The following is a 13858-nucleotide window of genomic DNA, read 5'->3' as shown; positions in this document are numbered from 1 at the left end:
AGTTAGCAGATTGGGCTCCGTCTCTTACCGAGCAGCCCTCGGTAAGAGACGGTACCCCCGCTGCATCAAAGGGGATCAAGTCATGTGCATGCTTAAAATGACCAATATATCGAAGGCTTTTTTCGGCGTAACGGTGCTTAACCATGTGGATTTTACGGTACAGCCGGCTGAAGTTCACGCACTGCTGGGGGAGAACGGCGCCGGGAAATCTACCCTGATGAACATTCTAGCAGGCGTTCATCTTCGTGATTCCGGCACAGTGGAGTTTAACGGAAAAGAACTGGAAAACACCACTGTTAAAATCTCAGAAAGCGCCGGCATTGCCTTCGTTCACCAAGAACTGAATTTGTTTAACGACCTAAAGGTGTATGAAAATATTTTTTTACGCAAAGAACTGCTAACCAAACTTGGCACACTGGATAAAAAAACTATGATTCAAAAAGCACTGGAGCTATTCGACTCTTTGGGGGTTGATATTGACCCTACCGCATCTGTTTCTGATTTAGAGCCGAGCAAAAAGCAGATGCTTGAGATTGCCAAGGCACTGTTTGCAAATGCGGAGCTTTTGATTTTGGATGAACCAACCACCGCACTGAACAACAACGAAATTGAACACCTGTTCACACTGGTGCGAAAGCTCAAGCAATCTGGTAAATCGTTTATCTTTATCTCTCACAAAATGAATGAAATATTCACCATTGCAGACCGCTACACGGTACTGCGCAACGGTAATTTTATAAAATGCGGACTAATATGTGAAACCACCCCCGAAGAGGTTACACGACTGATGGTGGGAAACAGTTATTCGGAATCTTCGGTTTATGAAAGCCGCGAGTTGGGCGAGCCGGTGCTCGAGCTAGAAAACCTCTGTGGCGAGGGATTTCACAACATCAGCCTGAGTGTACGCCGAGGCGAAATTTTGGGTCTTACCGGCCTGAAAGGAGCCGGCGTAAGTGAAATGATGCAGGCGGTGTTTGGTGTGCGACCCATAACAAACGGCGTACTGCGCGTAGAGGGCGAAGTGATTCAAAAAAATCACATTCACCGGGCAATGAAAGCCCATGTTGCCATGATCGCATCAAACCGCAAAGAAAACTCCATCATTCCAGATTTTTCTCTGCTGGAAAACAACTATATTTCAGAGCACACTCTCTCGGCAAAACGGCAATACATTCGAAAGCGGGCGGAGATCCGCCAGTATTCCGACATGTGCGGCGTGCTGAACATTAAGGCCAACAGCCATGAGGATTTGATAACCTCCCTTTCGGGCGGCAACCAGCAAAAGGTGATTCTAGCCCGCTGGCTCACCACCCGTGCTAACATTCTGCTGATGGATAACCCCACGCAGGGGATTGACGTAGGTGCAAAAGCAGAAATATATAAACTGATATTGGCACTTGCCGCCGAGGGAAAAACTATTTTGGTCAATACGTTGGAGCTTCCGGAAATTCAAAAGATAGCGGATCGATGCGTCGTATTCTACCACGGTAATATTCAGGCGATTCTCCCGCGCGAAGAAATCACCGAAGAGCGTGTCATGCTGTATGCGACAAACGTCCTTGGGGCTATGGAGGAGAGAAACAGCGATGCAAGTTGAACAATTAGAAAAAATTGAAATCAATGAAGCAAATCAAATCACCGAAAAACCTAAAGTCGCTCAGAAAAAATCATTGAGCACACTCATAGGGAACTATAACTTTGTGCTGATTTTCTTGGCGATTTTAATTGCTTACTTATTCATTAATCAAGGGGCAACCACTTGGAACGGCATTATGAACATATTACGTCACTCTGCCGTCGTTGGTATTCTGGCGTTTGGCATGGGCTGTGTAATTATTACCGGAGGAATTGACCTTTCGGTTGGCTCTATGCTCTCGTTGGTCGCGGGGTTATCTGTTGTGGTGTTTAATGCCACAAACAGCATTCCCCTCACCCTTATCTTTGCTCTTATCGCAGGCGGCATTTGTGGATTCTTCAACGGTTTTCTAGTTGGAAAAGTAAAAATGCCCGCTTTTATCGTTACATTGGCTACCATGCTGATCTTCCGCTCCATCGCTCAATATTACCTGCGGACAATGGGACTTTCTATTTACAATATGGATGGTACCCTTGGTAATTACGATGCCTTTTATGGCTTTGGGCAGGCAAAAATATTAACCATTCCCGTGGTTGGCATTTCACTCATTCTGGTAACCGTTCTAATGGTCTTTCTTTCGACCTGTACCAAATTTGGCAAAACCATATTTGCGCTGGGTAGTAATGAAAAAGCGGCGAGACTGGCTGGCATTAATGTAGAACGAACTCGCGTGCTGGTGTTTGTAATCACCGGTTTGCTAACGGGCTTCAGCGCGTTTTTATGGCTTGCCATGAATGGGTCGGTTGACCCTGCCACATTAGGCAAGGGCTACGAAATGTACGCCATTGCGGCGGTTGTCATTGGCGGCATCAGCATGAGCGGCGGCAAGGGTAAGCTTTTGGGCGTTGTGTTTGGTGCAATGAGCTATACCATAATTGATAAAATCATTGCGTCGCTCGGTTTTGATGCTCTTATTAACGACACCATCAAGGGTTCGATTCTGCTGCTCGCTGTTATGGTACAAATCGTCGTGCCAATGCTGCGGCAAAAAATAAAGGCAAAATAATAACCGGGAGGTATACCTATGAAACAGTATCATGAAATTGAAAAAGTGCTTTTTGCACCGCAATCCAGCGACCCATTTGCGTTCCGCTATTATAACCCGGATGAGGTTCTTGCCGGTAAAAAAATGCGGGAACACCTGAAATTCGCAATGAGCTATTGGCATACCATCGACGCAGAGGGCGTTGATATGTTTGGCTCGCAAACGATGGACAAAAGCTTTCAAACAGCAGACCCCATGGAGCGCTACCGCAAAAAGGCGGATTTTGCCTTTGAGCTGATGGATAAGCTCGGTATGGACTACTACTGCTTTCATGATGTCGACATTGCACCCGAGGGCGGCAACGTAAAAGAAAGCATTGAAAATTTTTGTGTGATGGTGGACTATATTCATGAGCTGCAAAAGAAGCACAACAAAAAATGCCTTTGGGTAACTGCCAATAACTTTGGGGATAAAAAGTTCATGTCTGGCGCTGCAACCTCCTGCAATGCAGATGTTTTCGCCGCCGCTGCCGCCAAGGTGAAAGCTTGTATTGATGCTGCCATCCAGCTTGGTGCAACCGGCTATGTTTTCTGGGGTGGCCGTGAGGGCTACGAAACTCTACTGAATACCAATATGGGGCTGGAACTCGACAACATGGCTCGCTTTTTACGCATGGCACGCGATTATGGTCGCTCCAAAGGCTTTACTGGTGACTTTTATCTTGAACCAAAGCCAAAGGAGCCGACCAAGCACCAATATGATTTTGACGTAGCCACCTGCATGAATTTTCTTCGTCAATACAACCTGACCGATGATTTTAAGATGAATGTGGAAGCGAACCATGCGACTCTGGCAGGCCACACCTTCCAGCACGAGCTGCGCACTGCAATTGTAAATGACGCTTTCGGCTCTATTGATGCAAATCAAGGCGATCTATTGCTGGGGTGGGATACGGACCAGTTCCCCACCGACGTTTACAATGCCACCTTCTGCATGATGGAAGTCCTGCTGGCTGGTGGTTTTACAAACGGAGGCCTAAACTTTGACGCAAAAACCCGCCGCCCCTCCAATACCTTTGAAGATATTCTGCTCGCTTATATAGCCGGAATGGACACCTTTGCTTTGGGTTTGCGCAAAGCCCTTGCCCTGCAAGAGGATGGCAGACTCGAAGCGTTTGTAAAAGACCGCTACCGCAGTTATCAAAAGGGAATTGGCAAAAAGATTATTACCGATACTACCTCTTTCGAAGAGCTGAGCGACTACGCCTGTACCCTTACTTCCTTTGAAGTGGAAAGTGGACGGCAGGAATATTTGGAGTCAATTATTAACCACATTCTTTTTCCATAATAAGAAGATTTGAAACGAGACCCCCGTACTCTCATGCGGCGTCTCCAGAATGGGAGTGAAATGATGCAGCAATATTTGCTGGGAATCGACCTTGGTACTTCCGGTACCAAAACTGCCCTGTTTGATGCGCAGGGCCATGCTGTGGCCTCACACACCGTAGAATACCCTCTGTACCAGCCACAGAATGGCTGGGCGGAGCAAGACCCCGCGGATTGGTGGGATGCGGCGGTAGAAACTATTCGTTCCGTATTGCAAAAGAGTGGTATTCCATCAAACCAGATAGCAGGAATCGGTATATCCGGCCAGATGCACGGCTTGGTGATGCTGGATGCTGCCGGAGAAGTCTTGCGCAACAGCATCATCTGGTGTGACGGGCGCACCGGCGAGGAATGCCGTGAAATTACCGAAACCATAGGCAAAGAACGGCTGATTGCCATTACCGCCAACCCGGCACTTACCGGCTTTACCGCAGGGAAAATCCTTTGGGTGCGCCGCCACGAGCCAGAACTCATGGAAAAATGCCGCCATATCCTCTTACCAAAAGATTACCTGCGTTACAAACTTACCGGTACATTTTCCACTGAGGTTTCGGATGCCTCCGGCATGAACCTATTGGATGTTCCGAGCCGCTGCTGGTCAAAAGAGGTGCTAAACGCTCTTGATATTAAAGAAGAAATACTCGGTTCTGTACATGAATCGGCAGATGTAACCGGTAGCGTCACAGAGCAGGCGGCACGACTCACCGGTCTTTCCGCAGGTACACCCGTTGTTGGCGGGGCAGGAGATAACGCAGCAGCAGCCATTGGTACAGGGGTGGCCAAAACAGGCCGTGCATTCACCACATTGGGCACCTCAGGCGTTATTTTTGCCCATGCCGACGAGGTTGCGATTGACCCCCAAGGCCGTGTGCACACGTTTTGCTCCGCCGTTCCCGGCAAATGGACGGTTATGAGCTGCACTCTTGCCGCAGGGCTTTCCCTGCGCTGGCTGCGCGATGTATGCTGCACTCCAGAGCAGGAAGAAGCCACACGGCGCGGCATTGACCCCTATGCCGTTATGGATGAGCTTGCCAAGCAATCTCCCATTGGCGCAAACCGCCTGCTGTTCCTGCCCTATTTAATGGGTGAGCGCTCCCCTCTTCTGGATGAAACGGCCCGCGGCAGTTTTATTGGGCTTTCCGCAATGCACACCCGGGCAGATTTGATTCGTGCTGTGATGGAGGGGGTCGCTTATTCTCAGCGGCAATGCTTGGATGTACTGCGTGAAATGGGGATTTCCACAAACCATATGATGGCCTGCGGCGGTGGCGGACGAAGCCACCTTTGGCGGCAGATGCTGGCAGATTTATACGAGTGCCCGGTGCAAACCGCAAAGGCAGCAAACCAAGGCCCCGCATTGGGTGCCGCTATTTTGGCGGGCGTGGGAACCGGCATATTCAGCAGTGTGGAGCAGGCCTGCGAGGCCATTGTGGTTCCAGACACCGTAGTGCAACCGATTGCGGCGAATACAAACCGTTACCTCCCTTATTACAACCTGTATTGCAGCCTGTACACTGCACTCAAAGAATCTTACCAAACACTTTGGTCTCTTTCTTAAGACAAGAAACGCATTCAGAACTCCTCCTGAACCTGTGTTGCACAGTATAATAAAACCCGCATGGCTTCGTAGCCATGCGGGTTTTGTTAATAAGAAACAATATCATAAGTCGGCAGCCGCTTTTTACCGAAAAGCGGAATTTCTCTGTACATTCCAGAAAGAGATTATTCTAAAATGAATGACTACCCAAAAGTTGAAAAGTTATTTACGTTAAGGTTCGCAGACTTGTCCCCTGTAATCTGTTCTGCAAAATTGTTCCACGAAGAAAGGAAAGATTCAATACCGGATTCTTTTTTGAAATATCCGTACCGCTGCGCAGCCAAATCCGGAATGCCTAGTGTAGAAAAACGTCTGCTACTCTCAAAAAAGTTATTCCAATAAACATCGTACTGATAACGGTAGATTCCTTTTACTTGCCCTGTTAGTTTTTTAAACTCCCCCTGATGTTTCGCATAGGCTGCCCCGTCTAGAAAAGATTGGTACGAATCACCGGTGCTTTCATAGGTTTTCTTTACTTTATCAATGATATTATAGATTGAATCTTCATCTAAAGCAATAAGACCTCTTCGAATACGAGAAGGAACATAAGAGCCCTTCATTTTAATTTGATCTTCAACATATTCTTGTAGCTTTTTTACCGTATTCCTAAGAAAGGCATCGATGCTTCGATCAATGGTATTTTGAACCTTTACAGAAACACCTGCGTATTGATTAAACATCTTACCTTTCAAAACGATTTCAGAAAGCTGTAGGCCAATCTGTTCTTCCGTTCCGCTTCCACTGATTCTTTCTGGAGGGTTAGAACCACGAAACATGTAGCTTTCCATTTCCTTAACAAAGGTGTGCATTTTTTGCAACTCATCCAGAGTATAGGTATCCGATTTATCTACCGCTTCAAAAAGCACCCCTTTTGCAGCAATGCGAAGTTCAGACGCCAAATAAGCACTGTCGTTTTTCAGCCATTCTTCTTTTATACCGTCAATACCGGCATAGTTCTTGTTAGACTGAATAAACGCGGAGTAAGCGGCTGCTTTTGCATCGGATTTTGCGAAAATGCTTTGGTAGATTCTCTCTTTTTCATCCGGAGTACCATATTCTTCAAAAAAGCTACCAACCTTGTCGGACAAAGATTCCGCCAGCCTATTTTTCCCTGCATGAAACAAGGATTCTAACTGTTCGTAATGCGAGGCCTGTTCCTCTTTGCTTATATTGGTATCAATATACTCCTTCATTACAGCATATCTCGATGCAATGTAATCCACACTTTGTTCTAATGTGTCAATTGATTGTGCATTAAAGTCATAGCTAACCGTGAAAAAATCCATACCGAGAGGTGAAAGTGTGCCCTGTTCGAGAGAAGTCACAAAATCGGCTGGGGGTGTAATAGAAGGAAGTGTAACCTTCTTCCCACTGAAAAGATCATCCATATCAATGGGATTCTGCCTTGACCAAGCATGAAAAACAGCATCTTCCTTTGAATATATTTCATGCCCTCCAAAATCGACGGGGTTTATATCCACAACAAAGCCGTTGTGCTCAGATCCCTTTTTTGTCACAGTATCTTGTTCCTGCGTTTGGGAACAATTGTATTGCGGAGTATTGACACTTGTTAAGTAATTGCTTTGCGATTGAATACGCATAGTAACTCACCCCAGTTTCATTAAGAAAGAGTGTTAGCCGCCAGCACTCTTTCTCAGGCATATAATTTCTAAATTAATTGCGGGTCTGTTTTATCAGGACTTCCACTCCATTGTCGGCTTAATCCACTGACAAATTCTTTAACAGTACCTGTATCGAAATCGTAAACCAAATAATGACTGCCATACAACTCTAAGTCATAGGAGTCAATCTTTCGAGGAGTATCCCTACCAGCCATATCTTTAATATCATGAAAAACACGAGGAGGATTTTGGTCTATATAATGTGTAAATGTTCCACCTTCACCTACTTGAAGTACTACGGTATTTGGGTAAGTAACATATTCAGAACCATGTTTATAACGGAATCCCCCTATGTGAACTACTTTAGTGATAGTTGGATTTTCGAGCCAAATCTTTTCGGTATGCCATGCTGGGCCAGTACTTATATTTGTTTGCCAATGATAATCATATTTATAGTCCAAGTCTATAAATTCATTATTTAATTTAAAAGCGCCCGAACTAAAAGTATATATTTTTTGATAATCATTTGAGGCATGCACAATATTATTGGAATTTTTCGGAAGTGAATAATTATATTGTAATTGATACTTATCTCCGTATGTTTCGTTTTGAGATTGTATTACCCAAGCATAGTTACCAATAGGAAGATTAATTAGATATTCTTTATTTGCATATACGCAATAATTTGTAAGTGAAATTTTTCCAGTTTCAAAAATAGGAATGCCGAGAATCATCGTGTAATTTTGATTATTCGTAATTATTTTTGATATAGATAAACATTCTTTAGTCGTTGAAAATAAATAATAGTTTAATACGTTTTCATTGGTAAGTTCTCCTTGACACTCCATACGTATTATTAATTACACTATCGGATGTTACTTGATTACTTCTTGCAGTAACATTTTTTGTTGAATATCAATATCTATTAGTTTATCTATTTTGTCTAATCCTTCAAAATTAATTGTTTCCATATTATAAAATATATCTTTGTCAGATTGCGACATATCGAGTGTATATTTTTGCAAATCTGAATTGGTTTTTTGAGATTTTTCTGTTGTTATTTTGCTATCTTGATTAACTTCATTCATAATAGTATTAGGTGTAAATCCTGTCAACATAGTCATAAATATAGCAATAATAATAGTAAAAGATAGAAATTTTTTTATCATTATTTTTAATCACATCCTAATATCAACTATTCATTCTATATATCGACACATATTAAATAAAATTTAATAACTATTTATAATTAATAAGTTGATATTCTTAAACAGTTGCCTAACTTAGATTTTGGATCATGGAAACTCTAATATATCTATTGGTTATATGTGTTGGTAAGAGAAAGGCTGTTCCGTACTGGAACAGCCTTTGCATTATTATAGAGTGATATCGCAGATTTCCTAATGTGTGGAGGTTTATATATCGAAATCTCGCATTTTTAGAAGGATTTGATGGATTCTGTTCTCTATATTATGTTCCTCAAATTTCTCCAAGGAAAGCAGCGACTCCATCTTTCCATCCTTCATAAACAGAACCCGTTCTGCTCGGGATGCGACCCTTGCATCATGAGTTACTAACAGAACTGCGGTTCCTTTTTTGTTGACTGCCGAAAATATCCCCATGATTTCATCCGAAGATTTCGAGTTTAGCGCACCGGTAGGCTCATCAGCAAACAGAATCTGCGGATCATTCATAAGCGCACGACAAATTCCCGCACGCTGGAGCTGACCGCCGGAAACCTCAGTAATATCTCTGTCTTCCAGCCCAGATATGCCCGTTTCCTGCATCAGTCTTTTTGCCTTTTGGGTAATAAGCCTTGCTCTCCCTTTCTGCTCTTGTAAGCTGGAAAGAATAATATTATCCAGAACATTTAGGTTTTTCAGCATGGTTGGCTGCTGGAACACAAAGCCCATTTGTGTTCTGCGAATATCGGCAAGCTCATCTTCGTTTCGCTTCGAGAGCTCTTGACCATCGAATTCTATGATACCATCGTTTATAGTATCGGTTCCGCTCAAAGCAAAGAGCAGTGTAGACTTTCCGCAGCCTGACGGCCCCATCACCGCAATAAATTCTCCTGCAAATACTTCGATATCCACATGATTTAAGGCATTGGTTGTTTTCTTCCCTTTGCCATACGTTTTTACGATTCCTTTTCCGCTGAGTATTTTCTTCATAAACCTACTCCTTAATGAATTCCGGTATTTTAAGAGAGGAAATACCGGACAAACTTAACCATGCTGCAACGCCCACGCAAACTGACATAAGTACCGGTGAAAACAAGTAAGCAAACATGGGATTCACCACAAAACGGAATGTGGATGCCCCAAAGGACGCAATCAGCCCAACACCTACAAGCTCACCGAGTGTGTTTGCTAACATTGTGCCGATAAATACACCAATGGCAAATACAACAAATACCCTTGTTAGGTATTGAATTCGAATCTCTCTTGTTTTAAAACCAAGAGATTTGAGCACCACAATCGAGTAACGATCTTTTGTGAGTAGCATTTTCATAAACAGGAGCGTCACCAGCAAAGTAAGCACCGCAGCAGCAGCAATAGCTGCATAGGAGACCTTTTGTACCGCTTGGAGAATCCCGCCGAATGATTGAGTCATGTATTCATTAATGTCCGCAACCTTGGCAAAGGAAAATGCATTCTTGTATTCTGCGACCTTCCCTTCTATATTGACCCCGTTTTGAAGCCTTACCGGAATAATACTCCACAGAACACTATCCCCTCTTGTATTAAAAATAGCCTTTGCTGTCTTACCGCCGTTTGTAATATCAGAGTAAATACCGCAAACAGTAAGTGTTTTTTCCTCGCCATCAACCATCAATAACATTTTGTTATTCAAATCAAGTTTTTTGTCTTCTGCAACCAGTTTAGAGACAGCGATTTCAGTTTCTGTTTGCGGCGCCCTACCAATAGAATAAGAAATTGGGAATTTGGAATGATCACCGAGCTCTACCTTGAGTTTGGAAGCAGAGCCATCTGCCATACGAGTATCAAACATATAGCTTGTGAGAACAGTGTAGGCTTTTATTGACGAATCCTGTGCCATATGGCTAGCAATTTGTTCTGTTTTTTCTGAGATGTTACCCGTTTGCTGAATATCAATACGCATATCACATTCGCCGATACCAAGGTAAGTCATGAAATTTCGCTGAGCAATTGTATTGTAGATATTTTGTGGCACAATCATTAAAAAAGAGGAGATAACCAGCACGATTAGCATGGTAACATATAGCTTTTTCCGCAACAGAACATCTTTCAGACCAAGAAAAACATTGGTTGAAAAAATTCGATTACCAGATAGTCGAAAACCTCTTGTTGCTTTTGATTTTTCTTGGGGAGCTCCAAAACGGATTGCCTCCGCCGCTGAGATTCGTTTAAAACGTCGTAAAACACCATTTACATATAGCATCACAACAGCAAATATCATGAATGCACCCAGTATTCCAATCAGCACCCCAAGTTCCGTTCCACTCGTCTCACCCATATACAAACGGATATTGGTTAAGAAAGGCTCTTTTGCAAATAAAGAACCTACAAATCCTGCTACGCAGGCAACACCGGCAAGAGCACCGTATTTGACGAGATAAAGCCGTTTGATGCCACGTGTTTTTAAACCAATTGCCTTTAGTACACCAATTTCCCGGTAATCCTCCTCTATTTTGGCGAGGAGAGTAAAACGGATACATAAGAAGCTTACAACAATTACAAGGGCGCTGATTAGCATAAGTATTGCAATCATAATTCCATCGTCAATGGCGTTAGCCATTTTGAACAGCGAATAAGTGATGGCGGGCGGCCCGTTTGCCGGGAGTCCCGCTGAAAGATATTCCGCTTCCATTGCTGATACAGCAGAGGGGTCCGTTAAGCGAAACTCTATTAGACTTTCCAGCTTTCCATATTGCCTCACTCTTGCAAAATCCGCTTCATTCACAAGAAAGCGTTTGGATGAAATCATGGAAGCATTCATCTGTGAATCTCGCAAAAATCCAGCTACCTGAAAAGGCACCCCATGGATTTCTACACGGTCACCAATACTCGCCTGACCACTTTTGTAATAATAGATGGGAACATAAATTTCACCCTGATTGGGTTGTAATCTAGTTCCATCTAAACCCAGAAGAAAGTCAAAACGTTCACTTTGCACAGTAAGGCCATTATCCTGTATGGAACCTGCTAGAGAATCTGCGCCAATTATAATCTCTGCTCCCTCTATATTTAAAAAAGGCAACACTTGAAACTCTTCTACATGGCTCTGTTTTTCCGCAAAGACAGAAAGCTTCTGCAGGTTTATTTCACCCGAATGCATTTGTAAAAAGTGAGGCGTTTTAGCGCTCTTCATCATGTCATCAATCGAGGTAAACAAGCTCACAGAGAGAATTGCTGCAAGGGAAGTAAGCAGTGCCGCCAACAAAATAAAGGCTGTGATTGTAATTGAGATGAGCTTACTCTTCTTAAAATCATTGATAATCAGTTTTCGGTACATACTTCACCTCTTTTCTCCAGTCCCTTAATTGATTTCATGTGATACAACACAATGGCTGTTACGGAAAGCAATAACCCGGCAAGAATGACGAGCAGCCCAATTCCTCTAACAGATCCTGTGCCGATTATTTTCCCAACACTACCTGCCAACCGCCCATTTGGTGTAAGCATGGGAATAAAAACAAAGTCAGCAAGCGGCCCTACTATTCCATAGGCAATCACATAGCCAAGCTGTGAGATGATGCCAATAAGCCCCCAAACCCGACCCTGTACATCATTTGAGATATTGGTTCGTATTAAATAATCCAGACTCATGTTCGCGAAAGGCAGCATTGAGAAAAAGAGAAAACCGAAAATACAAATCAATACAATGTTTTCTCGAAAACCGAAGCCTGCCATAAATATTCCTGCTAGAAAAAGAGAAACCGAAAGTACTTTGGTAAAGTTTTTCTTAACCGCTATCATTCCCAGAACAAGGCTGCTTACCAGCATACCAGATGCAGAAACGGTAGTGGCAATACCAAGCACCGAACTGTCGGAAAATCCAAGTATCATAGGTGTATAAAGAGATTGGACGCAGCCTAAAAAGAAGGAAATTCCGATTCCAGAAAGCACCAGTGCAAACACGCCCTTGTTATTTGTAAGTGACGTCATACCTGTTTTCAGTTCTTTCAGGAACGATTCTCCGGCGACCACTTCTTTAGCAGTAAGTCCTTTTCGTACCAGAGTGGTCACTGTGACTGTAATAAAAATGGTGCAGATATCAATGACGAGCAAAAGCTTAACATCGGTAACCGTTAGAAGAAAACCTGCGATAAGCGGTGAAATCAAAAACTTTGCAGAGCCACTAAGCTGCACGAGTCCGCTGGCTTTTGAATATTCTTCCTCGGTTAACAGGTCTGTTACCGTCGCTTTGAACGAGGGCTCAATCAGGGAAGAAAAAACTGAGCTAATCGTTACTCCGATTCCAATTTGCCAAAGCTGTGCTCCTCCAGCCATCATGCAAATCAAAATATATACAAGCCCTAAAGCAGAAAGAGCATCTCCAAGAATCATCAAAAGCCTGCGGTCGTATTTATCGGCAAGCACTCCCGCGAAGGGGGTAAGCAGAAGTCCCGGCAAAAAAGCAAGCAGGGTAATGAGCGTACTGGAGGATGCAAGCCCTGTTTGCTGAAACACGTATACTCCAAGCCCAAAAGAGCTAATGCCGCTGCCAATTGCAGCAATAAAGGCACCAGAACATAGCATTCCAAATTTTAGAAAAGAATTGTTTCCTGTTTTATTCATCCGCACCACCATCTATATCAAATAACGTTTCCACGCAATCAAAGCTTCCTTTTTCCGCTCCAAAGATTCTTTCCAGATTGAAAATAAAGGCTTTCACTCTTTTTAATAGTTCTTGCTGAGTGAGTTTTTCAGAATAATCATCAAAAACGGTATTCACATGAGCGACCACCATTTCTAAGCTCTCATATGGATAAGGTGTATTGAATATGCCCTCCCGAATGCCATCCTCCATGATTTGCATCAGGATAGGCGGGATACCTGCGAGCATTGTTTGGTGGGTTTTCTGATGCATTAACGCGTTTTGCGGTCTGTGCATTTGCTGGGTAAGCACACTGGGTGTTCCCTCTTTATCGCCGTTCATTGCCATCAGACTTTGTATCAGCCGTTGCATGACCGGAATGCTGCTATCCTCGGCAATCTGTTTTGCGTCTTCTAAAAGTCTCTCGCAATGCCGCTCTATAAGAGCGTTTAAAACATCTTCTTTTGATTTAAAATGATAATATACCGTTCCTCTTGCGATTCCCGCTTTTTCAATGATTGCACTTATTGTTGTGTTATCAAACCCGTTACTATGAAAAAGATTCTCAGCGACATCTAATATTTCATTTTTACGCACATCAGCGTCTTTTATTATTCGCATATGATTACCCCCTACAATTAGACTGACGTTCAGTCTAATTGTAGGGGGTTCTTTGAATTTTGTCAATAAATTTATTTAAAATATTTCATAGTAAGTTTTTGGCTTCATTCAAAATGATAGAAGTTTTTCTACGATTTCTAGCTCTGGTTATATCAGAGCTAAAAACAATTTGGCTTTAGAGTATTTTAAAAGACGGTAATACTGTTA

General features: G+C 43.2%; 11 protein-coding genes. 4 read left to right on the top strand and 7 right to left on the bottom strand.

Features of this window, described 5'->3' with window-relative positions; genetic code table 11:
* The first annotated feature begins 82 nt into the window (after window positions 1-82).
* The 4 genes from E7L17_RS06130 (at window position 83) to xylB (ending at window position 5564) form a co-directional block, all read left to right on the top strand.
* The gene (locus E7L17_RS06130) at window positions 83-1597 is read left to right on the top strand and encodes a sugar ABC transporter ATP-binding protein (protein WP_316322373.1); all 1515 of its coding nucleotides are present in this window, start codon (window positions 83-85) and stop codon (window positions 1595-1597) included.
* Window positions 1587-2642, top strand: coding sequence for an ABC transporter permease (locus E7L17_RS06125; protein WP_316322372.1), 1056 nt, complete (start codon window positions 1587-1589; stop codon window positions 2640-2642). Before E7L17_RS06130 ends, E7L17_RS06125 begins: the two co-directional genes overlap by 11 nt.
* Window positions 2643-2660: 18 nt before the next feature.
* Window positions 2661-3968, top strand: coding sequence for a xylose isomerase (xylA, locus tag E7L17_RS06120; protein ID WP_316322371.1), 1308 nt, complete (start codon window positions 2661-2663; stop codon window positions 3966-3968).
* Between the two features lie 63 nt (window positions 3969-4031).
* Window positions 4032-5564 (top strand): xylulokinase, encoded by a 1533-nt coding sequence (xylB, locus tag E7L17_RS06115; protein ID WP_316322370.1) that lies wholly within the window; start codon window positions 4032-4034, stop codon window positions 5562-5564.
* A 182-nt stretch (window positions 5565-5746) separates the two neighbouring features.
* Here the strand turns inward: xylB and E7L17_RS06110 are convergent, their stop codons facing one another.
* The 7 genes from E7L17_RS06110 to E7L17_RS06080 all read right to left on the bottom strand — a co-directional run bounded on the left by E7L17_RS06110 (window position 5747) and on the right by E7L17_RS06080 (window position 13651).
* Complete coding sequence (locus E7L17_RS06110) at window positions 5747-7120, bottom strand: hypothetical protein (RefSeq protein ID WP_316322369.1); 1374 nt, start codon at window positions 7118-7120, stop codon at window positions 5747-5749.
* Between the two features lie 152 nt (window positions 7121-7272).
* Window positions 7273-8073 (bottom strand): hypothetical protein, encoded by an 801-nt coding sequence (locus E7L17_RS06105; protein ID WP_316322368.1) that lies wholly within the window; start codon window positions 8071-8073, stop codon window positions 7273-7275.
* 27 nt (window positions 8074-8100) lie between these two features.
* The gene (locus E7L17_RS06100) at window positions 8101-8394 is read right to left on the bottom strand and encodes a hypothetical protein (RefSeq protein ID WP_316322367.1); all 294 of its coding nucleotides are present in this window, start codon (window positions 8392-8394) and stop codon (window positions 8101-8103) included.
* Between the two features lie 246 nt (window positions 8395-8640).
* Window positions 8641-9399, bottom strand: a complete 759-nt coding sequence (locus E7L17_RS06095; RefSeq protein ID WP_316322366.1) for an ABC transporter ATP-binding protein — start codon at window positions 9397-9399, stop codon at window positions 8641-8643.
* Window positions 9400-9403: 4 nt separating this feature from the next.
* The gene (locus tag E7L17_RS06090) at window positions 9404-11725 is read right to left on the bottom strand and encodes an ABC transporter permease (RefSeq protein WP_316322365.1); all 2322 of its coding nucleotides are present in this window, start codon (window positions 11723-11725) and stop codon (window positions 9404-9406) included.
* Complete coding sequence (locus tag E7L17_RS06085; RefSeq protein WP_316322364.1) at window positions 11710-13011, bottom strand: MFS transporter; 1302 nt, start codon at window positions 13009-13011, stop codon at window positions 11710-11712. Before E7L17_RS06085 ends, E7L17_RS06090 begins: the two co-directional genes overlap by 16 nt.
* Window positions 13004-13651 carry a TetR/AcrR family transcriptional regulator gene (locus tag E7L17_RS06080; RefSeq protein WP_316322363.1) on the bottom strand — a complete coding sequence of 216 codons (648 nt, stop codon included), beginning with the start codon at window positions 13649-13651 and terminating at the stop codon, window positions 13004-13006. Before E7L17_RS06080 ends, E7L17_RS06085 begins: the two co-directional genes overlap by 8 nt.
* Between the last annotated feature and the right edge of the window lie 207 nt (window positions 13652-13858).

Source organism: Clostridium sp. (assembly GCF_032576335.1).
In the GTDB taxonomy this organism is placed as follows: domain Bacteria; phylum Bacillota; class Clostridia; order Oscillospirales; family Acutalibacteraceae; genus Faecalispora.
Note: the sequence above shows the minus strand (reverse complement) of the source record. Positions and strands in the feature narration are given on the sequence as shown.